Source organism: Mucilaginibacter flavus, from assembly GCF_030409315.1.
GTDB lineage: Bacteria > Bacteroidota > Bacteroidia > Sphingobacteriales > Sphingobacteriaceae > Mucilaginibacter > Mucilaginibacter flavus.
In genome coordinates this window covers 1-25,471 of the sequence record NZ_JAUFPS010000025.1, presented here as the reverse complement: position 1 = coordinate 25,471, position 25,471 = coordinate 1, and the positions used below count along the sequence as shown (strand labels likewise).

At 41.2% G+C, this 25,471-nt stretch carries 17 protein-coding genes; 8 read left to right on the top strand and 9 right to left on the bottom strand.

The window, feature by feature from the left end; translation table 11 throughout:
* Positions 1-66 precede the first annotated feature (66 nt).
* Entirely contained in the window at positions 67-2,808 is a 2,742-nt protein-coding gene (locus QWZ17_RS09465; protein WP_290304943.1) for a TonB-dependent receptor plug domain-containing protein, read from the top strand.
* Positions 2,809-3,064: 256 nt separating this feature from the next.
* A complete protein-coding gene (locus QWZ17_RS09460; RefSeq protein ID WP_290304942.1) occupies positions 3,065-6,661 on the top strand; it encodes a carboxypeptidase regulatory-like domain-containing protein in 3,597 nt (1,198 codons plus the stop codon).
* Between the two features lie 261 nt (positions 6,662-6,922).
* Here the strand turns inward: QWZ17_RS09460 and QWZ17_RS09455 are convergent, their stop codons facing one another.
* On the bottom strand, positions 6,923-7,795 hold the full coding sequence (locus tag QWZ17_RS09455) for a hypothetical protein (RefSeq protein ID WP_290304941.1): 873 nt from the start codon (positions 7,793-7,795) through the stop codon (positions 6,923-6,925).
* Positions 7,796-7,908: 113 nt separating this feature from the next.
* Between QWZ17_RS09455 and QWZ17_RS09450 the strand changes: the two genes are divergently transcribed.
* Both QWZ17_RS09450 and QWZ17_RS09445 read left to right on the top strand, forming a co-directional pair.
* A complete protein-coding gene (locus QWZ17_RS09450; RefSeq protein ID WP_290304940.1) occupies positions 7,909-8,190 on the top strand; it encodes an ATP-dependent Clp protease adaptor ClpS in 282 nt (93 codons plus the stop codon).
* A 40-nt stretch (positions 8,191-8,230) separates the two neighbouring features.
* Positions 8,231-8,788: a histidine phosphatase family protein gene (locus QWZ17_RS09445; RefSeq protein ID WP_290304939.1), complete on the top strand. Its 558-nt coding sequence runs from the start codon at positions 8,231-8,233 to the stop codon at positions 8,786-8,788.
* A gap of 208 nt (positions 8,789-8,996) precedes the next feature.
* On the opposite strand, the gene QWZ17_RS09440 is transcribed toward QWZ17_RS09445, so the two are convergent.
* On the bottom strand, positions 8,997-10,064 hold the full coding sequence (locus tag QWZ17_RS09440) for a branched-chain amino acid aminotransferase (protein WP_290304938.1): 1,068 nt from the start codon (positions 10,062-10,064) through the stop codon (positions 8,997-8,999).
* Positions 10,065-10,240: 176 nt separating this feature from the next.
* Here QWZ17_RS09440 and QWZ17_RS09435 point away from each other — a divergent pair, with 176 nt between their 5' ends.
* Together QWZ17_RS09435 and QWZ17_RS09430 are read left to right on the top strand one after the other, a co-directional pair.
* Positions 10,241-11,482 (top strand): AAA family ATPase, encoded by a 1,242-nt coding sequence (locus tag QWZ17_RS09435; protein ID WP_290304937.1) that lies wholly within the window; start codon positions 10,241-10,243, stop codon positions 11,480-11,482.
* The gene (locus QWZ17_RS09430; RefSeq protein ID WP_290304936.1) at positions 11,483-12,187 is read left to right on the top strand and encodes a hypothetical protein; all 705 of its coding nucleotides are present in this window, start codon (positions 11,483-11,485) and stop codon (positions 12,185-12,187) included.
* 86 nt (positions 12,188-12,273) lie between these two features.
* Here QWZ17_RS09430 and ettA read toward each other — a convergent pair whose 3' ends face one another.
* Entirely contained in the window at positions 12,274-13,956 is a 1,683-nt protein-coding gene (gene ettA / locus QWZ17_RS09425) for an energy-dependent translational throttle protein EttA (RefSeq protein ID WP_290304935.1), read from the bottom strand.
* A gap of 548 nt (positions 13,957-14,504) precedes the next feature.
* Between ettA and QWZ17_RS09420 the strand changes: the two genes are divergently transcribed.
* On the top strand, positions 14,505-17,039 hold the full coding sequence (locus QWZ17_RS09420; RefSeq protein ID WP_290304934.1) for an ATP-dependent Clp protease ATP-binding subunit: 2,535 nt from the start codon (positions 14,505-14,507) through the stop codon (positions 17,037-17,039).
* A 65-nt stretch (positions 17,040-17,104) separates the two neighbouring features.
* Here the strand turns inward: QWZ17_RS09420 and QWZ17_RS09415 are convergent, their stop codons facing one another.
* Positions 17,105-18,199, bottom strand: a complete 1,095-nt coding sequence (locus QWZ17_RS09415) for a carboxypeptidase regulatory-like domain-containing protein (RefSeq protein WP_290304933.1) — start codon at positions 18,197-18,199, stop codon at positions 17,105-17,107.
* 23 nt (positions 18,200-18,222) lie between these two features.
* A complete protein-coding gene (locus tag QWZ17_RS09410) occupies positions 18,223-19,350 on the bottom strand; it encodes a carboxypeptidase-like regulatory domain-containing protein (protein WP_290304932.1) in 1,128 nt (375 codons plus the stop codon).
* Positions 19,351-19,493: 143 nt separating this feature from the next.
* Here QWZ17_RS09410 and QWZ17_RS09405 point away from each other — a divergent pair, with 143 nt between their 5' ends.
* The gene (locus QWZ17_RS09405) at positions 19,494-19,910 is read left to right on the top strand and encodes a hypothetical protein (protein ID WP_290304931.1); all 417 of its coding nucleotides are present in this window, start codon (positions 19,494-19,496) and stop codon (positions 19,908-19,910) included.
* 151 nt (positions 19,911-20,061) lie between these two features.
* On the opposite strand, the gene QWZ17_RS09400 is transcribed toward QWZ17_RS09405, so the two are convergent.
* The 4 genes from QWZ17_RS09400 to QWZ17_RS09385 all read right to left on the bottom strand — a co-directional run bounded on the left by QWZ17_RS09400 (position 20,062) and on the right by QWZ17_RS09385 (position 25,201).
* A complete protein-coding gene (locus QWZ17_RS09400) occupies positions 20,062-20,874 on the bottom strand; it encodes an enoyl-ACP reductase FabI (protein ID WP_290304930.1) in 813 nt (270 codons plus the stop codon).
* Positions 20,875-21,031: 157 nt separating this feature from the next.
* Positions 21,032-22,756 carry a DNA repair protein RecN gene (recN, locus tag QWZ17_RS09395; RefSeq protein WP_290304929.1) on the bottom strand — a complete coding sequence of 575 codons (1,725 nt, stop codon included), beginning with the start codon at positions 22,754-22,756 and terminating at the stop codon, positions 21,032-21,034.
* 87 nt (positions 22,757-22,843) lie between these two features.
* Entirely contained in the window at positions 22,844-24,817 is a 1,974-nt protein-coding gene (locus tag QWZ17_RS09390; RefSeq protein WP_290304928.1) for a M56 family metallopeptidase, read from the bottom strand.
* A 6-nt stretch (positions 24,818-24,823) separates the two neighbouring features.
* Entirely contained in the window at positions 24,824-25,201 is a 378-nt protein-coding gene (locus tag QWZ17_RS09385) for a BlaI/MecI/CopY family transcriptional regulator (RefSeq protein ID WP_290304927.1), read from the bottom strand.
* Between the last annotated feature and the right edge of the window lie 270 nt (positions 25,202-25,471).

The window sequence follows — 25,471 nt, the reverse complement described above, 5'->3', positions numbered from 1 at the left end:
CATCCGTAACATACATGTTATTATATTATTATAATATTTTCTGTAGATTGAATTTTATTTACCTTGATGAAACACAAACAATTATTTGCCGGTTTGCTTACCGCTATCGCGGCTGTTGCTATGCTCAGTTTTACCGGTCCGGGCGATGATCTTTTGCATAAAATGGTCGATCAGCTTTATAAATGGCGGGGCGATCATCCGCAGGAAAAAGTTTACCTGCAGTTTGATAAACCCAATTATGCCATAGGCGATGATATTTGGTTTAAAGCTTACGTAACCATAGGCAGCAAACACCAGTTATCGGCCCTCAGCGAAATTTTGAATGTTGATTTGATAGATGAAAACGATTCGGTAAAGCGCAGTCTTAAACTCCCCGTATCAAACGGACTGGCCGCCGGCGATTTTGCCCTTGCCGATTCAATGAAGGAAGGGAGTTACCACATACGCGCCTACACCAACTGGATGCGGAACGAAAGTGAAGGCTATTTTTTTGATAAAACTTTTACCGTTGTAAACAGCATTAATAATACCGTATTTACCAAAACAGCTTTTACGTATAGTACGCAAAATGGCAAGCAAAAGGTAAACGCGCTAATAAACTATACCAATATTGATGGCGAGCCCTACAGCGTAAAAGAAGTAAACTACCGTATTGAGTTAAATAACAAAAATATAGCCCATGGCAAAGGGATCACCGATGATAAAGGCAGCCTTAACGTAAGTTTTATAAACACCACAACCGATATGGCCGCTACCGGCAGGGTGGTAACCAATATTAAGCTTGATAAAAAAGTAGTAGAAAAAAGCATCATATTAAAAGCGGTATCAAATAAGGTTGATGTACAGTTTTTCCCCGAAAGTGGTAACCTGGTAAATGGGGTGTACAGTAAAGTTGCCTTTAAGGCTGTTGCCGCCGATGGTTTGGGTGCCGATATAAAAGGTACCGTTGTTGATGATCAAAATCAGCAGGTAGCAACATTTAATAGCACTCATTTAGGGATGGGCGTTTTTAAAATGATACCCCTTAGCGGCAAAACATATAAGGCTCACGTTACTTATGCCGATGGCTCGGAAGGAGTTTACGACTTACCCAAAGCCATCGATAATGGTTATGTGTTGGATGTTGATAATTCATATGACGACAACATAGTTGTTAAAATTATGGCCGGGAAGGCTTTACTGGAAAGTGCTGCACCAACCAGTGGTTTGCTCCTGGTGGGCCAAAGCGGTGGCGAAATTTATTATGCTGGTAACAGCGCTGATGGTGGCAAAACTTTTACCAGTACAATTGCCAAAAGTAAGTTCCCTTCGGGCATCATACAGTTCACGTTGTTTAATGATAAGGGCGAACCCTTGAACGAACGTCTGGTATTCATAAGAGCTAAAGACGAGATGGCCCTCACCGTATCAGCCGATAAACAAAAGTACGCCCCCCGCGAAAAGGTAAAGATAAGCCTGAATGCTAAAAATCCTAAAGGTGTGCCGGTTGTAGGGAGCTTTTCGGCATCGGTTATCGATCTGTCTAAAGTTAAGATTGATGAAACTGCCGAAGAAAGTATCTTATCCAACGTTTTACTTACATCTGATATTAAAGGCTATGTCGAAAAGCCTGGCTATTACTTTCACGATCCCAACCCCACTACCGATGCCGATTTGGACGTGCTAATGTTAACCCAGGGCTACCGCCGTTTTGAATGGAAAAAAGTACTGGCCGATAATTTTGCCCCTATAGTTTATCAGCCTGAAAAAACGCTGCAGATAAGCGGGCACATCAAAACCTTTAGCGGCAAGCCCGTAGCCGGCGGCAAAATTACTTTAATGAGTACAGCCGGCGGTACTTTTATTATTGATACAGTTGCCGACGATAAAGGCAACTTTGCTTTCAAAAACCTGGTGTTTAGGGATAGCATCAAATTTGTAGTGCAGGCCCGTACTGTTAAAGACCGTAAAAATGTGGAGATAGAGCTGGATAATATTGCCGCGCAGCCCATCGGTAAAAACAAAAACGCAGCCGATGTGGAGGTGAGTATCAGCGATGGCTTATCTGCCTATCTTAAAAACAGCAAAAGCAAATATAACGAAGATATTAAGTACGGTTTAGGCAACCACACTATTCTGTTAAAAGAAGTGGTAGTGCGGGATAGAAAGGATAAAAATGCCGAATTGATGAAAAATTCCAACAACCTTAATGGCGGCGGCAACGCCGACCAGGTGCTTACCTATAAAGATTTTGAAAATATTGGCGGAACATTTGCCACCGCGCTGCAAATGAAAGCGAGCTTTGTGCTGGTAAGGCGTGGTGCTGATGGTTTAAACAGAGCTTATTCAACCCGTAGTCCCGGCCAACCTATGCAGCTTATTGTTGATGGAGTGTATGTAGAACCAGATTTTTTAGATAATTTAAACACCAACGAAATAGGCAGTGTTGAGGTGCTGCGCACCATTGGCAACACGGCCATTTATGGTTTCCGTGGCAGCGGCGGCGTATTGGTGATTACCACCCGCCGTGGCGGCGAGGGTGGTGTATATAACCGCTATGCACCTGGCGTGGTTACGTATTCGCCCAAAGGATATTACAGGGCAAGGGAGTTTTACTCACCGCAATATGATGATCCTAAAACCAATATCCAGATGCAGGACTTGCGCACAACCATATACTGGAATCCTGGTGTGGTAACCGATAAAGATGGTAACACCACGCTGTCATTCTTTAACGCCGATGGCAAAGGCACTTACAGGGTTTTAATTGAGGGGATAGATATTGAAGGTAACCTTGGCAGGCAGGTTTATACTTATAAGGTGGAATAGAAAGCTCCCTCCAAATCTCCCCCGCCAGGGGAGATTTTAAAAAACTTCCCTATCGTAGAGGTTGGCTTGAGCTTAATAAAGATGGCAATGCTTCAATTTCGTTTTTCAACGCGGATATAAGGGGCATCTATCGGATAACTATACAGGGTATTGATGTTGATGGTAATATTGGCAGCCAGGTTTTTACCTACCAGGTAGAGTAACCGGTTTATCGGCGGGGAATAAATTATTTATTAAGATTAACTTTTAGCTGTTTATGAAAATAATTCGGACGCTGATTTTATTGGGCCTGATGTTTGGTGCTTTTAATTGTATTGCGCAAACAATTATATCTGGCAGGGTTTTAAACCAGGCCGATGGTAAACCTGTTGCCAATGCAAGCGTTTTTATAAGTAATGCTACTATTGGCGATAAAACCGCTGCCGATGGTACTTTTAGTCTGCAAGGTTTAAAGGCCGGTAAATATGATCTGGTAGTTTCTGTTGTAGGTTTTGAACTTTATACGCGCCGGCTTACCGTAAGCAACAGCGGCATTAAAATGCCCGATATATTGATTGCCCCAAAAACAATGCAGCTTAATGAGGTTAAAATAAAACCGGTACATGATAGTAACCGCGGTATGTACGTAAACTGGTTTACCGACGAGTTTTTAGGAACATCAGAAATTGCTAAAGATTGTAAACTTATTAATCCCGAGATGCTTGATTTTGATTACGATAACGTGAAAGACATTCTGAAAGCATCGTCGGTTGATTTTTTGGTGATTGAAAACAAGGCCTTAGGGTACAGGGTAAAATATCTCCTTACTGATTTTACCCTGAATAGGAGCGGCCTTGAAAAAAGCCTTTCATATAAAGGTTTTGTTTTATTTGAACAGCTGCAAGGATCTGAGTTGCAAAAAAAACGTTGGTTAAAAGCCAGGCAAGGTGTTTATGAAAACTCTATGATGCATTTTTTGCGGGCTCTTATTAACGGTAATTTGGCCAGCCAGGGTTTTCAAATGCAACAATTATCGGTATACTATAATCCCGAAAGATTGCCTGATACGCTTATCAAATCAAAACTCAAATATTATACAGGCTTAACTTCACCAACGCCGGCCAACCACGATTCTCTGGCTTTCTGGATCAAAAAATCAAAAGTAAAAACTAATCTGCTAAAGCTTAATACTTACCCGTTAGATGGTAGGGAAATAGTGCAAACAACAAGCGAAGATGGGATTTTTGCTTTAGGGTGCGAAAACGATGCATTGTATATAACCTATAATAAATATGGTCATTTTAGTGAAAAAGGCAGGATAGATAATGTAGATGATAAGTACAATGCCGAAAATTCAATCATCAAATTTAACAGTTCTTACGCGTTGTTTGATGCCAACGGATGGGTAAGCAATCCCGAAAGTATCCTTGTGAGCGGCATATGGGGCAAAAACAGGGTTGCCGAGCTGCTTCCCGAGGATTTTGATGAAATGCCCAAACTGCAAACAGATACTTCGGTTTTATCCAGTTCAGTTGCCGCGCTTGGTAAATTCACCGACGCCAACCCCACAGAAAAAGTTCATTTGCATTTTGATAAGGATAATTACATGCCTGGTGATACTATTTGGTTTAAAGCCTACGTTGTGGCGGGCCACGACCATAACTTATCAACCATAAGTAATGTGTTACATGTTGAGCTGCTTAACAACAGGGATTCGGTAATAGCCCGGCGGGCCTTGCCACTTGATAACGGGGTAGGCTGGGCGGATTTTGAGTTGCCCGTTTTACAAAAAAACGGGAATTATCACATAAGAGCCTATACCAACTGGATGCGCAATTGGGACCCGGCTTATTTTTTTGATAGTGCAATCCATATTGGCGATTTAACTGCAAAAGAGCCGTTAAAAAAGCAAAAGGAAGATGTGCAGCCGGATGTTCAGTTTTTTCCGGAAGGAGGAGCGATGGTAAATGGTTTACGAGGCAAAGTGGCTATCAAAATAACAGGTGGGAATGGATTAGGGCTTGATGCCGGCGGAGTTATTGCAGATAATGATGGTAATGAAGTTGCGGTATTTAATACCCGGCATTTAGGTATGGGCGTATTTGCAATTACACCACAAGCGGGTAAAACCTACCAGGCCAGGCTAACTTTTAAAAACGGAGAAAACCTTGCTGTAAAATTACCACCCGCGCAGGATGATGGTTTTACCATAGCGATTAATAATAGCGCGGCCGATAGTATAGGTATCAGGATAGCGGCATCAGCTAAATCACTCGAAGCAAAAAAAGGCGCTAAATATTACCTGTTGGCGCAGGTGGGGGGTAGGGCTTATTTTACGGCTGATTTATCATTATCAACCCAAAGTTTCAGTACACGGGTAGATAAAAGCCGTTTCCCAACCGGGATAGTGCAGTTTACCCTGTTAGCCGAAAACGGTGAACCCTTAAATGAACGCGTGGCCTTTATACAACGTCAGGACGGTTTAAAGCTTGATGTATCATCATTAAAAGAAACATTTGCAACAAAGGAAAAAACAGGAATCAGGTTAAATGTTACGGATAAGGATCTTAAGCCGGTAACCGGAAGTTTCTCGGTTTCGGTAATCAATGAAGATATTGTTGATAGTTACCAGCCCCTTGCAAACAGCATACTAAGCGATTTGCTGTTAACATCTGATATTAAAGGGTATATTGAGCAACCTGGTTATTATTTTACCAACGTAAACGAGGAAACCAATGCCGATCTTGATTTACTGATGCTTACACAGGGTTATCACAGGTTTACCTGGAAACAGGTTTGGGCAGGCAATAATGAGCCAATGACGTTTGAACCCGAAAAAACATTGCAGTTGTTAGGCCATGTAAAAACTGCCTCGGGTAAAACTGTTGCCGATAGTAAAATAAAATTACTTACCACCACCGGAGGTGTAGTAATAACAGATACGCTCACCAATCAAAATGGCAGGTTTATTTTTAAAGATCTGTTGCCTGACGCTGGGGCTAAATATGTAGTGAGGGGTAACCCCGGAAACGACAAAAAAAACCTGGTATTGCAATTGGATACTATAGCGGCTTTTAATACTGCAAAAAAAATAACTACTGGTTGGGTAATCGCCACAGACACTGTAACCAATCCGGCATACAGGCAACAGGTAAAGCAACAACTTAAACTAAGCCTTGATAAACGCACCATCGCCCTAAAAGAAGTAGTGATAAGGGATAGGCAGGAAAAAGAATACCGCCCTTATGTAAATGCCATTCATCCGGATCAGGTGATCAATGATTTTCCGAAAGAGGGTACAGGCGAAACCTTAAGCTCATTTTTATCGGTAAGGCTAAAAGGAGTTCAGGTACACGTAAACGACGATGGCAGCCTTGGCTTTTATACTTATCGTGAATTAGCCAGAAGAAAGCCACAGGATGTTCAGCCAATGTTGGTAAAACTGGATGGCAACCCGATAGGTACCAGTTTATACAGCGATATTATGCTAACCAATATTGAAAGTGTAGAAGTTACCCGCACAACCGGTAAAAGGGATATAATAACCGGTGCCGACGAAGTAATTTATTTTGTATCGAGGAGGATACCATATTCATATAAATGGCCGGTAACTGATGTAGCTAACTTTCAATCCGGTGGGCTTTATAAAGCCCGGGAGTTTTACTCACCCCGATATGACATCGTCAACGAAAGCAGCAGCAAAGCCGACCTGCGCACCACCATTTACTGGAACCCGGCTATAGTAACCGATAATGGCAAGGCGGCTTTTGAATATTACAACGCCGATACCAAAGGCACCTACCGCGTAACCATTGAAGGTATTGATACCGACGGAAATTTAGGTCGGCAGGTGTATACTTATACCGTTAAATAATAAAACCAACAACATACCATGCGCATAGCGTGTTGATGGTTTTACCATTATTTTGAATCCTTTTTATAATCCATATTTTAAAGGTGCTCCATTGGTGCAAGAAAGGTGTTTATAAAGGGTGTAGTGAGCGCGTTAAAGGTATGTGGCAGATATGCGAAAGGTGTTACAAAAGATGCGTTTTAAAATATTGATTATCAAATTTTTAATCTTAAAGTTGTAATGAATGTTTTACCTTTTACCTTTCGCCTTTATCCTTTCACTTTAATTAATATTCAAATAAAACTTCTCCCAAAAATCAGTCGATTTTGATAGTTCTGTACGGTCGCTCTGGGCATTGCCGCCGCCTCCCATACCGCCACCACGGCCGCCTCTGCCTCCGCGACCTCCGCCGCCGCCCATTCCTCCGCCTCGGCCACCACGACCGCCGCCTCCGCCACCAAAGCTGCTGCTCATACCGCCATCTGCACCTTCACCTGGCTTAGGCCGCTGAATACCGTTGATCTTAAAGTTAAACGCCCACTCCGTTTTGGCCAGATCACCGGAATGGAAAAAGTGCAGCGGGATAGCCAATTCACAGATCAGGTTACCTTCGACGTCATAATCAATCGCCGCTTTAATGCCATAAGTGTTTGAGGTAGTGATCATATCACCTTCGATATCACTAAAGCCAACTACTTTAATATTGCGCAGTTTGGTCATTCGTTCGCGCATCAAATCGTCGCGGTCTCGTTGGGTAACTTCGGTGTTGTCATCGGGTTTTTTGCCAAAATCGGGCTTGGTGCCTGGTTCTGCCAGCGGGAAGGTTAGCGAATAGGTTTCCTTTTTTTTGCCCTTGGTATCAATACTTAGGGTAATACCGGCGTTAAGTGCGCGCATCTGGTCGGGCTTATCAGCAAGTTTAATTGCTGCGTAAAGCATTGTTTTATCATTAGCCAGGGAGTAATTATATTTTTTTTCGGCATTAAAGTAGCGTAGGCTATCGCCCCATTCCTTTGGGCTGCCGTCTACAGTAACATTGGGTGGCGGGGTTTGTAGTGTGTTTTGGGTTGTTTTTGTTTCCTGCGCGTTTGCTCTTGTAAAACTGAGCAGCTGCATAGCTGCCGGGATAATCATGCACTTGGCAATTTTGTTCATGGGGTGTTTGTTGTGTGGGTTTGGTAACTTTATTGTTAGTGCAGGGATTTTTAAGCTAATTGAACACGATTTTACCACTTTTATTATTGTTTTTGAGTAATTTTGTAGTTACGATGTCAACCGAAACACAGGAAGAAACATTCACTCTCGAAGAATTATTAGCCGGGCTTAAAGAAGTTCACCGCCTGATACTATGGAACGATGATTTTAACACGTTCGATCATGTGATCCATTGCATGATGAAATACCTCGATTACTCTGAAGCCCAGGCCGAAAAGATAGCCTGGAAAGTACACAATGAGGGCAAATGCCCCGTACTGGAAGGCTCGTTTACCGAAATGGAAATCTACCGTAAAATTTTACAGCAGGAAGGCTTAACCGTATCTGTAGACTAAGTTTGAAACAGGGCTATACTAATTGTATATTGCCTTTGTTATGATCAAAAAACTTTTATTACTACCCACAGTAGCATTACTGTTATTTATAACCGCCTGCACCGCCGGTGCCCAGGATAAAAATACCAAACTAATATTTATCCGTCACGGCGAAAAGCCGGATGATGGAGATAACTTGTCATGCAAAGGTTTAAACCGGGCTTTGAAACTACCCGAGGTATTGAAAGCCAAATTTGGCATCCCTGATCGCATATATGTTCCGGCTTTGCATTTGGGTAAATCAACCCCAAGGGGGAGAATGTTTCAAACCGCTTCACCATTCGCTGTTAAATATAATTTACCTATCAACAGCGATTTTGAAGAAGAAGACGCTAAAGACCTGGCCGCCGATCTGGAAGGAAAAAAAGGGACTTCACTAATTGTATGGGAACATAACAATATTAAACCCATACTGAAAGCATTAGGCATTACCGTTAAAGGCATAAACTGGCCCGATGAAGATTTTGATACCATTTGGGTTGTTACCTATAAAAAAGGAAAACCTGTACTTACCATCGATAAAGAGGGGATAGTGCCTGCGGGGAATTGCAGCTTTTAGGAAGTTTATAAAATCCTGGATTCTGATACATAATTGTTACCCGGCGAAAGACTTACGAAGTTTTTTAAAACTTCGTAAGTCTGGCTTCTGCGACTTGTCAGGGCTGTTCGATAGGCTCAGATTAGTAGCCCTCTTGGCTAAACCGAAATTACCAAAACAAAAAAGGCGCACCAACCGGCGCACCTTTCCATATAAGGTTAATGTTTAATTATTGTACCAGGTAATTCCAACCATGCGTATCAGGTGCGTTGCCGTATTTAACAGCATCAAGCGTAGCTAAAACCTTTTGCGAAAATTCGCGTGTTTTAGGATCGCTCAAAAAGTATTCTTCGCCATCAACGCTGATAGAACCTACAGAGGCGATGGTAGCGGCGGTGCCGGCACCAAAAGCATCAGTAAGTTTACCGTTTTTGGCACCTTCCACAATCTCGGCAACAGAAACCTTACGGGTTTCAACCGGGATACCCCATTCTTTGGCTAAAGCGATAACGGTATCACGGGTAACGCCATCAAGGATGGTATCTTTAGCTTCGGCAGTTATCAATTTGCCATCTAACAGGAACATGGCGTTGGCCGCGCCCATTTCTTCAATGTATTTGTGCTCTTTGGCATCTGTCCAAATCAGTTGGTCAAAACCTTCTTCGGCAGCTTTACGTGCCGGCAGCATAGATGAACCGTAGTTACCGGCAGCTTTTGCATAGCCCATACCACCTTCGGCGGCGCGGGTGTAATGAGTTTCTACCTTAACACGTAAGGTTTTTGAAAAATATGGTCCAACAGGGCCGGCAAGTACCATATATTTATAAGTTGCCGATGGTGTTACGCCCAAATATGGATCTGTAGCAAACATAAACGGACGGATATATAAAGCGTGGTTAGCTTTTGCAGGTACCCAATCACGGTCAAGGTCGACCACGGCGGCCATGCTTTGTAAAAATATTTCTTCGGGCAGGGTTGGCATACAAAGCCTCTCTGCCGATTTGTTGAAACGGATAGCGTTTTTATCGGGACGGAAGATGGTTACTTTACCATCGGCATGTTTGTAAGCTTTTAAGCCTTCAAAAAATGCCTGGCCATAATGTAAGGCCGAAATGGCGGGGCTCAGTGCAATCTCGCCGTAGGGAATGACCTGCAGGTTTTTCCATTCACCATCAGCATAATCGGCCACAAACATGTGGTCAGAAAATGTTTTTCCGAAAGGTAAGTTGTCAAAATCCGTTTCTGCTAAACGGGAATGCGTAGTCTTGGTGATCTTGATGTCCAGCGTCTCTGTCATGGCCTTAAGTATTATAATTTAGAAAACGGCAAGTTAGGAAAATTTTTATTGAGTTATGTTAAGGAATTGATTGTAAGGGGTAAAATGACATCTGAAATGCGTAATTTGGAAATAATTCCCCAAAAATCAATTTCTGAATTATTGTATGTTTGTAATAAGAAACAAGTAAAACTTAAATGATAAATAAAATTTCGATAAGTAATTTTAAATCAATCTATAAACAGGAGATAGAATTAGGTCGGGTTAATATTTTTATTGGCGAGAACGGGTCGGGCAAATCAAATATTTTGGAGGCTATTGCAATGGCGTCGGCTTCAAATAACAATGAGTTAAACGTAGAAGGATTATTTAATAGGGGAGTTAGGGTTACAAAACCATCCCTTACATTTAATTCGTTTTTAGGTAGTCAAGCTAGAACTGAGATTAAAATAACTCTAACTACATTAGATAAAATACTAAAATCAAGATTGATATCGGAGAATCCGGATGATATTTATTCTAGCTGGAATGATAACGGAACTAACTTTGGGTCAAATTACATCCTTAAGTATGTTAGCGATGAAGCGTATAGGGTTCTTTTTGAGCAATTTAGTGATTTTTTAGACAAGCACAATAATCTTGATTTTAAGAGTAATGTGTTAGAAGCTCAAAAAAATGAAGTTTTAAATGGCTTTTTAGAAGAATCTATTAGGGAGAAAGCGGAAGAATTATCAAAGTCAGCAATAGATGATGAAAAAAAATATATAACTGACTTTGTTATTTATAATGTTAATACGAACTCGTTAAGAGGTATAAACAATGAGAGTAAAAAACAGCCTTTGGGAATAAACGGGGAAGGATTGGACGTCCTACTTTCGACTTTTTCAAAAAAACAATTAGAATACCTGACAGATCTCAACTTCATTTCGTGGTTAAAAGGAATCGAGGTTGATGCTAGTGATAAGTTGAAGAAGAAAGGATATAAATTGGGTCGAAGTACTTCTGATTTATATTTTACCGATAAATTTATGCAGAAGAAGAATAATATGTTTTCTGCTGAAAATGCAAATGAAGGTGCTTTGCATGTTCTCTTTTATTTAGCTCTTTTTATAAGTGAAAGAACACCATCTTTTTTTGCGATAGATAATATCGAAACCGCCTTAAATCCTTTATTGTGTAGACAAGTAGTGAAAAGTATAGCAGAGCTTTCTAAAAAGAACAATAAACAGGTTTTAATTACCACACATAATCCCGCTGTAATTGACGGGTTGAATTTATATGACGACGAGCAACGCCTTTTCGTAGTAAAACGAACCGACGAAGGCCAGACCAAAGTCGAGCGTATCAAAATAAAACCTGAAACGAAAGACGGAAATTTAAAGCTTTCTGAACTGTGGATGCGTGGCTATTTAGGTGCTTTACCATCTAACATTTTTTAAATGATTGTTGGTATTTATGCAGAAGGCAGGGCCGACCAAGCTGTCATAACAAATATTTTAAAGGGGGCCTTAAATATAGATAGGTCTGATTTAAGATATGAACTTCCCGAATATCATTTAGATCAAACTGATCTGCACACAATGCCGGTGGAGCAACATAGCAGTTGGACGGTTGTGAAAAAAGTTTGCGAAGAACGTAGATTAATAGATACTTTTTTCGATAATCCCATTGTTCAGGAATCATTCATCGTTATTCAAATAGATACAGCCGAACGACATTTAGTAGGATACAACGTAACTGAACCAGTTAAAAGTAAGGAAAATGATCCTGAAGAATATTGCCTGGAGCTTAGAGTTAATGTCATAGATAAAATAAATGGATGGCTTGAAAATTCACATCAGGATAAAATTGCATACGCAGTAGCTATCGAAGAAATTGATGCGTGGGTTTTAACAATATATGATTCCAAAACTGCCGACACCTCTGGTTATTCAAACCCTAAAGAAAAACTTAGTAACGAGATAAATCGTGTATTTAGTAATAACTCACGAAGGGATTTAAACAATAAGAAAGCATTTGAAAAATATGATGTGCTAAGTCAGGATTTTAGAAAAAAGAAAAAGCTTGCCGTTTGCATGACAAAAAACGAAAGCTTGAAATTGTTTTGTGAATCGTTAGCAATTTTTAAATCGGACGAAGAATAAAAGCCGGATTTACTTTGAAAAATAAATCCGGCTTTCAATATACAATACAAAAGTCTTCCGCTAACCAGCGGAGAGATTTGGAGGGGCTACGCTGTTAATTTTTTATACTTAATCCTTTTCGGCGCCACATCACCTAAGCGCTTCTTGCGGTTTTCTTCGTAATCGGAGTAGTTACCTTCAAAGAAATATACTTGTGAGTTGCCTTCAAAGGCCAGGATGTGGGTACAGATACGGTCGAGGAACCAGCGGTCGTGGCTGATCACTACCGCGCAGCCGCCAAAATTTTCCAGGGCTTCTTCCAGGGCACGTAAAGTATTTACGTCAATATCGTTGGTAGGCTCATCCAGCAGCAATACGTTCGATCCTTTTTTAAGGGTGATAGACAGGTGTACACGGTTACGTTCACCACCCGATAGTACGCCTACTTTTTTCTGCTGATCGGCACCGTTAAAGTTAAATTTAGATACATAGGCACGTGAGTTAAGCGGTTTATTACCTACCATGATGGTTTCAAGGCCGCCAGTTACGTTTTCCCAAACAGATTTATTAGGGTCAAGGTCGTCATGCATCTGGTCAACATAACCTAAGGCTACGGTTGGTCCAACGCGGAAGGTTCCTGCATCAGGCTCATCCTGCCCGGTGATTAAACGAAATAGCGTGGTTTTACCGGCACCGTTGGGGCCAATGATGCCAACTATACCTGCAGGAGGTAAGGAGAAGCTAAGGTTATCAAACAATAATTTATCGCCATAAGATTTACTTACGCCGTTGGCTTCAATCACTACATTACCCAAACGTGGGCCAGGCGGAATAAACAGCTCCAGTTTTTCTTCGCGTTCTTTGGTTTCTTCGGATGCTAATTTCTCGTAATTGCCTAAACGGGCTTTTGATTTGGCGTGGCGGCCTTTTGGTCCCATGCGCACCCATTCCAGCTCGCGCTCCAGGGTTTTCTGACGTTTGCTTTCGGTTTTGTCTTCCTGGGCTAAACGCTTGGCTTTCTGATCTAACCATGAGGAATAATTTCCCTTCCATGGGATACCTTCTCCACGGTCGAGCTCCAGAATCCAACCGGCCACATTATCAAGGAAGTACCTATCGTGCGTTACCGCTATAACAGTACCTTTATATTGTTGTAAATGTTGCTCCAGCCAATCAATTGATTCGGCATCCAGGTGGTTGGTAGGCTCATCTAACAGCAATACATCCGGTTCCTTTAATAAAAGGCGGCATAAAGCTACGCGGCGGCGCTCACCGCCCGATAATACCGAAATTTTGGTATCCGGCTCGGGGCAGCGCAGGGCGTCCATAGCCCGTTCAAGCTTGGTATCCAGCTCCCAGGCGTTAACAGCATCAATCTGGTCCTGCAATTCGCCCTGGCGGTTCATCAGCTTATCCATTTTATCGGCGTCGCTGTAGTATTCTTCCAGGCCAAATTTTTCGTTGATCTCTTCGTACTCCTTTAATAAAGCGGTGGTTTCGGCAACGCCTTCTTCCACAATTTCGCGTACGGTTTTCTCAGGGTCAAGCTCTGGCTCCTGGCTTAAGTAGCCAACGGTGTAACCCGGCGAAAAAACAACTTCGCCTATATTGGTTTTATCAATGCCTGCTATAATTTTTAATAAAGACGATTTACCAGAGCCGTTTAAACCGATAACGCCGATTTTAGCACCGTAAAAAAACGATAGGTAAATGTTTTTTAATACTGTTTTTTGCGGGGGGTAGACTTTGCTAACCCCGGCCATTGAAAATATGATCTTTTCGTCTGCCATTATAATTTATTGTAATCCCGGTAAATAATCGGGACAAATATGAGTGAAAATTGATGGAATACCTACGAAAATAATTTGGCAGAAAAAATATTTACTGCCATGAACAGCCGGCACCATATCTGAACATACTTGTTAATATTTAATTACGTTTAACAGAGTAATTTGGCAACTGTTTTGCATGGTTTTGCGTAAATAAGTTTAACAGAAGGTAAATATTAGGTTAATGCCGTTATGGCATAGGTTATGACGAAATGCCTGTTTTGGTGCGAACGTTATAATTTATTAACACAATGTTTAAACTATTTTGAGTTTTTTGTATCAAATAGGTGGATTTCGTTCGTATATTGTAAAAGAATTTGCTGATTGTTGAATTTTTTGACAAAAATTATCGATTACCCCCAAACTTTAATAGCTTGCGTATCATCTGAATGTCTGTTTCTGCTAAGCATTAAATGTTGGCAATATTGTTGATAAAAGTTAAGTCACGCGCCGTGTTTGTAAAAACAAAATTTATAGATTGCGGCGTTCATAATAATTGAAAGGTATATATGGAAGCTAAATTTTCGCCGAGGGTTAAAGATGTCATTCAATACAGCAGAGAAGAGGCATTACGCCTTGGGCACGACTATATAGGAACGGAGCATCTTTTACTGGGCCTCATCAGGGATGGTGATGGCGTAGCAATTAAATTGCTGAAAGGTTTGAACGTTGATACTGCAAAGCTTCGTCGTGCTGTTGAAGATGCTGTTAAAGGTACCATTGGAACCAATGTGCACATAGGCAGCATCCCACTAACCAAGCAAGCCGAAAAAGTATTAAAAATAACTTATCTGGAAGCCAAAATATTTAAAAGTGATGTAATTGGAACCGAGCACCTGCTGTTATCCATATTACGTGATGAGGATAACATCGCATCGCAGATACTGGTACAGTTTAACGTAAATTACGAGGTGTTTAAAGGTGAGGTTGAATCACATAAAAACGATGTAACCGACGAAATGCCAGGTTCGCCAACCGGCGGCGATGACGACTTTAAAGAAGAAGAGTCATTTAGCCAGCCAAAAAAGGTATCTGATATTAAATCAAAAACACCGGTGCTGGATAACTTTGGCCGCGATTTAACCCGTGCTGCCGAAGACGGTAAACTTGACCCGATTGTTGGCCGCGAAAAAGAAATTGAAAGGGTATCCCAGATCCTGTCGCGCCGTAAAAAGAATAATCCTATATTAATAGGTGAACCAGGTGTAGGTAAATCGGCCATTGCCGAAGGTTTGGCATTGCGCATAGTTCAGCGTAAAGTATCGCGTGTATTGTTTAACAAACGTGTGGTAACGCTTGATCTGGCTTCGTTGGTTGCCGGTACAAAATACCGTGGCCAGTTTGAAGAGCGTATGAAGGCCGTGATGAACGAACTGGAAAAATCACCTGATGTAATTTTGTTTATTGATGAGATTCATACTATTGTAGGTGCAGGTGGCGCTTCAGGTTCGCTTGATGCTTCAAACATGTTTAAACCTGCTTTGGCAAGGGGCGAAATTCAATGCATCGGCGCGACTACTTTAGATGAGTATCGCCAGTACATTGAAAAAGATGGCGCTTTGGATCGTCGTTTCCAAAAGGTAATGGTTGAGCCCGCTACCCCGGCAGAAACTGTTGAGATCCTTAACCGCATCAAAGAAAAATACGAAGAGCACCACGGTGTAACTTACACTCCGGAAGCTATCAATGCCTGCGTTAACTTAACCACCCGTTATATTACCGATAGGTTTTTACCAGATAAGGCTATCGATGCTTTGGACGAATCGGGCTCTCGCGTTCACTTAACCAATATTCACGTGCCTCAAAACATACTGGATATTGAGCAAAAGATTGAGCAGATCAAGATTGAGAAAAACAAAGTTGTTCGCAGCCAGAAATATGAAGAAGCTGCCCAGTTGCGTGATACCGAAAAGAATTTGATTGCCGAGCTTGACCAGGCGAAAGCGCTTTGGGAAGCCGAAACCAAATCAAAACGTTACACCGTAACCGAAGATAATGTTGCCGAAGTAGTATCAATGATGACTGGTATCCCTGTACAAAGGGTTGGCCAGGCCGATAGCCAAAAGCTGTTGAACATGACTGATACTGTGGCCAGCAAAATTATTGGCCAGGATGATGCCATCAAAAAATTAACCCGTGCTATACAACGTACCCGTGCCGGCTTAAAAGATCCTAAAAAACCAATTGGTTCATTTATTTTCTTAGGCCCTACAGGTGTTGGTAAAACCGAGTTAGCTAAAGAGCTTGCCCGTTTTATGTTTGATACCGAAGACGCGCTGATACAGATTGATATGAGCGAGTACATGGAAAAATTCGCGGTATCACGTTTAGTAGGAGCGCCTCCGGGCTACGTAGGTTATGAGGAAGGCGGTCAGCTGACCGAAAAAGTACGTCGTAAACCATATGCTGTAATATTATTGGATGAGATTGAAAAAGCTCACCCTGATGTGTTTAACATTTTGTTACAGGTATTGGATGAAGGCCAGTTAACCGATTCATTAGGCCGTAAGGTTGATTTCAGGAACACCATCATCATCATGACTTCAAACATTGGTGCCCGCCAGTTGAAAGACTTTGGCCAGGGTGTAGGTTTCAGCACCAACGCTAAAAGCTTACAGGCCGATACACATTCAAGAGGTGTTATCGAGAACGCTTTAAAACGTGCTTTCGCTCCTGAATTTTTGAACCGCATTGATGATGTTATCGTATTTAACTCATTGAGCAAAGAGGATATCTTCAGGATCATCGATATCGAATTGGCATTCCTGTTTAGCCGTGTAAATGGTTTAGGTTTCAAAATTGAACTGACAGAAGCCGCTAAAGAGTTTATCGCCGAAAAAGGTTACGATTCGCAATTTGGTGCACGTCCGTTAAAACGTGCCATTCAAAAATACCTGGAAGACCCGATTGCCGAAGAGATCCTTAAAGGTGAGCTAACTGAAGGCGATATCATGAAAGTTGATTTTGACCAGGAAACCAAAGAGATTAAAATCACTGATGAAAAAGGTGAAAGCAAAACACCAACAGAAGAAGAACAAAAATAAGTTCGACCTTAATAAAAATTCAACCCCGTTTGTGCAAGCAAGCGGGGTTTTTTGTTGAGGAAAATTTAAGGTTGATAATCTGGTGGAAGCAAATTTGCCACACCCGTATCTCCCCACTCGCCTTCAAAAGAGATACTTTGAGGGTTGGTAATTACTCCATCTATGCCAAACAATGCATAAGCCTCGTTGAAAGATACAATGGTGGTAGCAAATTTTGGAAGGTTCGGTGGCATGCCAACTGTGTTGATGTTAGGGTATTGTTTCTTTTTGTTGTACGTAATATAGAGTTGATCTGAAAACTTGAGCGCGAAAACTCCCCGTTTGTTAGTGTGATTTATAAAACTATCTATTGGCAGTGAATCACCGTTGTAAATACCTTTGTAGGATGTGCGTGCAGTTAGTTTATAATAATCGGTGTCAAGTCTGCGGATAAGGCGGGATACTTTAAAGCCATCTTCATCAAGATGATTGCCAATGATAGCGCGTAAAAAATGCATTAGCGAACCTTGATATACCGCCAGACGCTCCTTTTTCCATTTTCTTTTTTCAGATTCGCTTCCTGATAAGTCTTCAAATTTTTGTACTCCGTCAAAATACACTGAGCCATTTTTAAGATAATGGAAAGTTCTTAATTGATATTTTATCAGGTATCCCAGCGCCCTGTTTTCGATGTTTATATATTCGTCAGAAAAAGCAGTAAGATTTTTGAGCATGTTATTATACTTAACAAAAACAACATCGGGGTTTAGAATTTTGCATTGTTTTGCATTTGCCGATTCGCCCAAAAACATCATTTTAAATATATTCAGATCTCGCTCCCGGTTGGCGTTATATTTATCGTTAGTAAGGTCTAATTCGTCTATGCTTAACAATTCTATATCAGGTATAACAATACTATTGTCGTAAACAAGCCAGGTATTAGCGTAACTTTCATATTCATTAGATGTAATCAACAAAGTATATTCTCCCGGTTTTACATTTGGGATAATATAAACCCCTTCTTCGTTTGTTTTATACTTTGTGGTGTCGCCTGTTAAAACTATCCTGGCATTTAGTATTGGTGTTTTATATCGTTTGTCAATAACTCTCCCGGTAATTTTGAGCTGAGCGAAGCTTGCTACGGGGAGTAATAACAGCAATAAGAATAAAGGTTTTAGCATTTCTAAAGCTAAAAATAAATCATTTATTTTTCAGCCGCTTTTTCGGGTTCATAATCCACCGGCAATAATTCTGCAATCCGGCTATTACCCCATTCGCCCTCAAAAATTATACTGTGCGGGTTGGCTATAATGCCGTTGTTATCAAAAAAAGCGTAAGGCTCTTCAAAGGCCAAAATGCTTACCGGGTAATTGGGCACTTCTATAGGGTGATAAATGGAAAGATCGGTTTCCACTCGTTTATTTTTAAATATCACATATAGGCAATCGGCAAAACCAATTGCAAATAAACCAGGCTGATCGGTGGGATGCGCAAAATCGACCGGAGTAAGTGGCTGTTTAATATATAACGATTGTATATATTTAAAGTTGTTATTGCCAATGCGGCCTTCTTTATAATCGGGATTGGGTTTGCGGGTAAGTCGTAATACTTCAAAGCCCTCTTTATCGGGTTGCCCGGCAATTACCGATCGCAAAAAATGCATCGATGAACCCTGGTAAGCCGCCATCCGGTTCTTTTGCCATCTACGCTGCTGCGATTTACTTCCCTTTAATTCCTGGAACACCGAAATACCCTCGTAATAAAACATCCGTTTAGCATCATAGCTAAAGCTGGTGAGCTTGTACTTAATTAAATAACCAAGGGCTTTATTTTCTACTTCGATGAAATCATCCCTGCTGGAGGCTGATAGCACAAATGTTTTGGAGTCAAAATCTACATCGATCACATCCGGATTAAGGATTTTACATTGAGCCGCATTTGCCGAAGTGCCCAGGAAGAGCCGTTTAAAATCCTGGTAATTACGTTGTCGGTTTGGATCTGGTTTGATGTTAACCTCCTGCAGCATGATAGTTTTGGAAGCCAGGGCAATCTCCGGCAGGCTGATGTTGGTAGTACCGGCCATCAAAGTAACACTATGGGTTTCAAAACCAACGGCCGTAACAATAAAAGTATATTGACCAGGCTTTACGTTGCGGAGCGTAAATGTACCGTCGTCGGCAGTTTTATCGCCGACAATAGCATTATTCAAAAATACACTGGCGTTGGCTACCGGTTTTTTGTCATCAGCATTGATGATCTTCCCGGTAATTAATACCTGGGCGAAGCAAAAGGATGGAAAAATAAAGAATAGAAAAAGAAGATACTTGCGCATAAATAAAGTTAAACTAAAATATTAGTTTATGGCAAAATGCTTTGGAATTTTATCGAAAGACACCAATTTGAAATAAATTATCTCAAATTACGTTAAACCTTTTTTAATTATATTGTTCTTACAGTATATACAATCGAAACATTATGAAAAAAATCTTAACTCTTATTTGCTGCACTATACTGATCGCGGCAACCTCATGTACTAAAAAATACATTACACCGGCAAATGTTACTGCTTTTTATGATGTAAAAGGAACCAGTGGTTGGGTAGTTTCTACAGACAGTGGCGGCAAAACTTCTTATTCATCAACACTCAATAATTTGCCGGAGAATGATAATTATTCACAGGCAAATGGTGGTGTATTAGTTTATATATCTTATGATAACGGCGCAACCTATGAGGCACTCCCTGAAACTTACAATGGTATCGCTTACAGCTATACCTATTCGGTAGGTAAAGTTATACTTTATGCCCAAAACTCAAATGGAACACAGCTTTCGGCTGCGCCTTCACTGGACATCAAAGTAAAAGTTGTATTAGTTGATTCAACCCCAGCTTAAACAGAAACGATGCAAGCACTAACAAAAAGAGCGATGAGGTGAAACCTCATCGCTCTTTTTGTTAGTCTTTAGTCTTTAGTCTTTAGTCTTTAGTCTTTAGTCTTTAGTCTTTAGTCTTTAGTCTTTAGTCTTTAGTCTTTAGTCTTTAGCCTTATTTCCCCATCTGATCAATAACAGCTTGTGTTACGCCGGTGAAAGAGAAACCACCATCGTGGAAAAGGTTTTGCATAGTAACCATCTTGGTCAAATCGCTAAACAGGGTTACGCAGTAATCAGCGCACTGATCTGCATCAGCATTACCAAGCGGACTCATTTTTTCTGCAAAATCAATAAAACCATCAAAGCCTTTAACGCCCGAACCTGCAGTTGTGCGGGTTGGTGATTGTGAAATAGTATTTACACGTACTTTTTTGGTTACGCCATACTCGTAACCAAAGTTACGTGCAATGCTTTCCAATACTGCTTTGTTATCGGCCATATCATTATATCCAGGGAAGTAACGTTGAGCGGCAATATAGCTTAACGCCAAAACAGATCCCCACTCATTAATGGCATCATGTTTCATGGCAGCCTGCAAAATGCGGTGTAAGCTCAACGCCGAAATATCAAAACCTTTGTGGGTAAAATCGTAGTTGTTTTCGTAGTAAGGGATGTTTTTGCGCACGTTTACGCTCATACCAATAGAGTGTAAAATAAAATCAACACCACCACCAAAGTGTTCTTTGGTTTTGGTGAAAAGGTTGTTGATATCGTCGCCATTGGTAACATCGCAGCCGATAACTGGCGCGTTGCACTCTTCTGCCAATTTATTGAGTTCGCCCATGCGTAACGCGATAGGAGCGTTTGATAATACAATTTCGGCACCTTCCTGTACTGCGCGCTGCGCAACTTTCCAGGCGATGGATTGCTCATTTAAGGCACCAAATATGATCCCTTTTTTGCCTTTTAATAAATTATAAGCCATGTGTTGAGTTTATGTAATTGAGGCAAAGATAATATTAGTATCAAGTAGTTAGTATCAAGTAGCAAGATTTTTGTAAAGTAGTAAGTAGTAAGACAAGAAGTCCGAAAGTCTTTTGTCCGAAAGTCCAAAAGTCAAAAATCTTACTACTTGATACTTACTACTTACTACTCAATAGTTCCCTCGCATTTTGCAAAGCGCTTTCGCCGGGTTTGTCGCCGCTTAGCATTTTGGCAATTTCGGTTACACGCTCGTTATTATCTAATTGTTTAATGCGGGTGTAGGTTACAGCGGCGCTGTCATCTTTGTAAACAAAGTAATGGTTTTTGCCTTTGCTGGCAATTTGCGGCAGGTGAGTAATGGTAATCACCTGCAGGTTGTCGGCAAGGCGTTCCATAATCTGGCCTACTTTATTGGCCACTTCGCCAGATACACCGGTATCTATTTCATCAAAAATGATGGTAGGCAAAGCCGTATATTTTGCAATGATTGATTTGATGCTCAACATCAGTCTGGAAAGTTCACCACCTGATGCTACCTTGCTCATTTCTGCCAAGGCATGGCCTTTATTTGCCGAAAACAAGAAACGTACGTGGTCAACACCATTTTTGGTGAGGTGGTCCGAAAGTCCGGAAGTCCGAAAGTCCGGAAGAACACCTAACTTTCCGACTTCCGGACTTTCGGACTTTCCGACTATGTGTTCAATCTTCAACGTCGAATTCCCCATGCCCATTTCGGCCAGCGTATCAATTACTTGTTTCTCTATAGAAGGAATTGCTTTAACCCTGTTGGCGGTAAGTTTAACCGCCAGCTTTTCTAATTCAGTCTTATCGGCTATCAATTGCTTTTGTAGTTTTTCAATAGCTTCATCGCCAAATAAAGCCTGCTGTATTTTTTCAGATAGTTCGTCCTGAATTTGCAATAACTCGGCATTGCTGTTTACGCGATGTTTTTTTTGCAGGTTATAAATAAGGCTTAACCGAAGATTTATTTCTTCAACGCGAGCCTCATTGGTATGCGTTTTTTGTTCAATGGCTTCTACCTCGGCAGCAATATCTTTCAGTTCGATGATGGTACTGTTGAGGCGTTGGTGTAACTCCTCAATCTGCGGGTCGAACTTTTCAAGTGCGGCTAATTGTTGCCCGGCCTCGCGTAATTGCGAAAGGGCGGCCGTTTCGCTTTCTTGCACCAGGTAGTAGGCGCCATAAAGGTGACGTTTAATTTCCTCTGCATTGTTTAGCGCATATAATTCCCGCTCCAAAGGTTCCTGCTCATCGGCAATTAAACTTACTTTTTCCAGCTCATCAAACTGAAACTGAAAATAATCAAGATCAGCTTTGGCCTTATCGCTATCGGCAATTAACTCGTTGAGTTTACTTACCGATTTTTTATAAGTGCGGAATTTGGTCCGATAATCATTGAGCAAATCATCATGCTTAGCTACCGAATCTACAACCAATAGTTGAAACTCCGGGTCGTTAATCTCCAGCGTAGCATGTTGCGAGTGGATATCAATCAGCTTTTCGCCTAATTGTTTAAGGGTAGTAAGGTTAACGGGCGTGTCATTTACAAAAGCGCGCGATTTACCATCGGCAGAAATTTCACGCCTTAAAACAGTTTCGGCTTCATGGTCCAGGTCGTTATCTTCAAAAAAGGAACTTAAATGAAAATCGTTGATCCTGAAAGAACCTTCAATAACGCATTTTTTTTGCTGATTAAAAAAGTAACGACTTTCGGCACGCTGCCCTAAAATAAGCGAAAGAGCACCCAGTATAATTGATTTACCGGCGCCGGTTTCGCCGGTGAGGATGTTTAATCCCTGGCCAAAACTAATCTCCAGGTTATCAATCAGCGCGTAGTTATTAATGGTTAGCTTCTGAAGCATAAAAAAAGTATCCTTATTTTATTTAGGATACTAAATTACGAATTAAGGTTACTTAAATTAAATTTTTGTAACTGATTGCTAAATTATTTAGTTAATACCATCGGTTTTATTGTCGCTTTCAGAAGCGTTTTCATCCAATACTTCAACTTGCTTACGAGCGTCGGCCATACGTTTCTTAAACTCCGGACTATTGGTGTATTCTCTGAGGCGTTTGCTGGCGTCGCGTAAATTTGCCTGCGCCTTTTTCAGTTCGGGGTTGTTATTAAAGCTGCGCATTTGTTGGCTTAGCTTTCTCATTTCCTCTTTTTGCTGTTGCATAGCTGGGTTGTTATAGGCTTTTCGCATGCTGTCGCCCATTATCCGCAACTCATCACGTTTTTTGATAAACTCCGGCGAATTGTAATGACTGCGCATATCCTGGCCCATTTTTTTCAAAAGCTCGGTTTGCTCTTTTACTTCGCCCGGTATTTTGCTTTGCAGCTCGTCCTGGTATTTTTGGTAGTTCTCCTCTTTGCGGTCGTCATGATATTCGCCTTTAATGCCATACTTTTTCCTAAGTTCCTCGTTCATGCGTTTAAACTCGGGGCTGTTATAGTAAGCCCCAATCTTTTCGCCTATTTTGCCCATATCTTCACCAAGTTTAGTGGTTTCGGAAGTAGCCCCCCAGTTTTTCTGAAAGTCTTCGCTCATTTTTTCCTGCTCTTCCTGCATCCTCTTCAATTCCGGGCGATTATAAAACTTCTCCATTTCCTCGCCTTTTTCTTCAAGTAGCTTTTGCTGTTTTAAAAAGTCGTCGCTTTGGTAGTATTTGCCAACCTGGTTTGAGTATTTCTCAACCTCGGCGGTTAGCTTATTTAGTTCCGCATCGTTAAAGTTGGATGAGTAAATGGCTTCGGCAGCTCTTTTGGCCTTTATCGCTTTAGCAACTTTTGCCGCCGTGATGGCTTTTTGCACTTTTACCGCTTTTTTATATGTGGTATCATCGTTAAGCAAATGGGTCAATACCGCAGGGTAGCTGATATTTACTTTTTTGATAGCTATTTTACCGTTGGCTACGGTAGGGTTAAGCCAGGCAATACTGCTGATGCCGGCGGCCATTATTGCAACAGCCACTAAAAAATGGCGCACGTTGCCTATGGGTTTCTGGGTTTTCATGATTCGTTCAATTCTGGTTAATAAATGATATTTTTTACCGGTGGCGGCAAGTGCCATTTGCAGGTGTGCCTGCCTTGTTTGCTCCAGCTTTAATAGCGCATGCGCATACACTAAGGGCTGTGCGGTTGTTTGTACTACCAGGTCGTCGCACCGGTTTTCGCGTTCCTGGTTTATTATCCTGTTAATTAACTGGGCAAAGGGATTAAAGAAAAGCAGCATACTTATAAACTGCTGTACCAGGTTAAGGAGGTAATCGTTACGCTTAATGTGCGATAACTCATGCAGTAAAATCGCTTTTACTTCCTCGGCAGATAACTGGGTTGATAGGGTAATGGGCAACAATATTATCGGACTAAAAAAGCCAATCATGCAAGGCACATCAACAAAGCGGCTGATGTTTACGCTTACATATCTGCTAATTTGCAGTTGATTGCAAAGTTCGTCTACATAATCCTGCAACCTGTCGGCCGGGATCATGCTGCGTTTAATCTGACTTAGTTTCTGCCAATTCAGGCCCATCCTTAAAATATTAAATGCAAGGCCAATAAAATAAATAGCTGATACATAAGGCAGATAGCCTTCAATTACATAATAGTAATAATTGTTTTGCGCGGTGTAATGGATGTTAACCAGCGGAAAGTTAATATCGGGCAATAAAGCCTTGGTATTGGCCGCGGCTAAATTTACCCAGTTGTGTGCCTGTACCTGGTTTATAAAGGTGTAAATAAACCAGGTGCCTATAAGCAGCATAGCCACCATACCCGCGTTATGTTTTTTAATGGGCGATAGCGATGGAGCGCAAATAAGCAACATCCGTAACGCGAACCAAACCAATAACCCCTGCCATAGCGAGTGGATAATGGTGATGCCCAAAACCTGGCTGATATTATAGAACACACTTTCCATAATGTTTTATTTTTTATGCTGATCAAACTTATTCAGGAAACTCTTAATGGCATCAATTTCATCTGGTGATGCCCGGTGCTGGCCAAGGGCCTGGATCACCAGATCGGATGTTGAGCCTTTAAACACAGTAGACAATATTTTATCCAAAGCGTTGCTTTGTGCCTGCTCTTGGGTAAATAAAGCTTTATACAAATGTGTTTTTGAAGTAGTATCGCGTTCAACCAGGCCTTTATCATGCATAATCTGCATCAATTTAAGGGTGGTAGTGTAACCGGCATCTTTGGTTTTGGTAAGTTCCTCGTGCACATCGCGCACGGTACATTGGCCCATTTTCCAAATCACCTGTAAAATTTCCAGCTCGCTTTCTGTTGGTTTGATATCCATCTTAAATCTGTTATACGAATTTCTTCGTACAAATATCTACGATAGGTTTCGTATATCCAAATGAATTTTAAAAAAAGTTTTTTTGATGTGCAGATTTTAGATGTGCAGATAATTTTTCTGAACCAGGATTAAGCAGATTCATCAGATTTTTTGGATTTTGATTTACCTGCGAGAGGTGTTGCACCATGATGTCTCGTCCTGAAATAGGTTTACTAAATTAGTAAATCATTTAAATCATGATCAGGCGAGAAATAGTATCAAAGAAGCAGC

Bases quoted from the DNA above. Each gene is read 5' to 3' on its own strand.
- QWZ17_RS09465 (WP_290304943.1), top strand. From the start codon at position 67: ATGAAACACAAACAATTATTTGCCGGTTTGCTTACCGCTATCGCGGCT.
- QWZ17_RS09460 (WP_290304942.1), top strand. From the start codon at position 3,065: ATGAAAATAATTCGGACGCTGATTTTATTGGGCCTGATGTTTGGTGCT.
- QWZ17_RS09455 (WP_290304941.1), bottom strand. From the start codon at position 7,795: ATGAACAAAATTGCCAAGTGCATGATTATCCCGGCAGCTATGCAGCTG.
- QWZ17_RS09450 (WP_290304940.1), top strand. From the start codon at position 7,909: ATGTCAACCGAAACACAGGAAGAAACATTCACTCTCGAAGAATTATTA.
- QWZ17_RS09445 (WP_290304939.1), top strand. From the start codon at position 8,231: ATGATCAAAAAACTTTTATTACTACCCACAGTAGCATTACTGTTATTT.
- QWZ17_RS09440 (WP_290304938.1), bottom strand. From the start codon at position 10,064: ATGACAGAGACGCTGGACATCAAGATCACCAAGACTACGCATTCCCGT.
- QWZ17_RS09435 (WP_290304937.1), top strand. From the start codon at position 10,241: ATGATAAATAAAATTTCGATAAGTAATTTTAAATCAATCTATAAACAG.
- QWZ17_RS09430 (WP_290304936.1), top strand. From the start codon at position 11,483: ATGATTGTTGGTATTTATGCAGAAGGCAGGGCCGACCAAGCTGTCATA.
- ettA (WP_290304935.1), bottom strand. From the start codon at position 13,956: ATGGCAGACGAAAAGATCATATTTTCAATGGCCGGGGTTAGCAAAGTC.
- QWZ17_RS09420 (WP_290304934.1), top strand. From the start codon at position 14,505: ATGGAAGCTAAATTTTCGCCGAGGGTTAAAGATGTCATTCAATACAGC.
- QWZ17_RS09415 (WP_290304933.1), bottom strand. From the start codon at position 18,199: ATGCTAAAACCTTTATTCTTATTGCTGTTATTACTCCCCGTAGCAAGC.
- QWZ17_RS09410 (WP_290304932.1), bottom strand. From the start codon at position 19,350: ATGCGCAAGTATCTTCTTTTTCTATTCTTTATTTTTCCATCCTTTTGC.
- QWZ17_RS09405 (WP_290304931.1), top strand. From the start codon at position 19,494: ATGAAAAAAATCTTAACTCTTATTTGCTGCACTATACTGATCGCGGCA.
- QWZ17_RS09400 (WP_290304930.1), bottom strand. From the start codon at position 20,874: ATGGCTTATAATTTATTAAAAGGCAAAAAAGGGATCATATTTGGTGCC.
- recN (WP_290304929.1), bottom strand. From the start codon at position 22,756: ATGCTTCAGAAGCTAACCATTAATAACTACGCGCTGATTGATAACCTG.
- QWZ17_RS09390 (WP_290304928.1), bottom strand. From the start codon at position 24,817: ATGGAAAGTGTGTTCTATAATATCAGCCAGGTTTTGGGCATCACCATT.
- QWZ17_RS09385 (WP_290304927.1), bottom strand. From the start codon at position 25,201: ATGGATATCAAACCAACAGAAAGCGAGCTGGAAATTTTACAGGTGATT.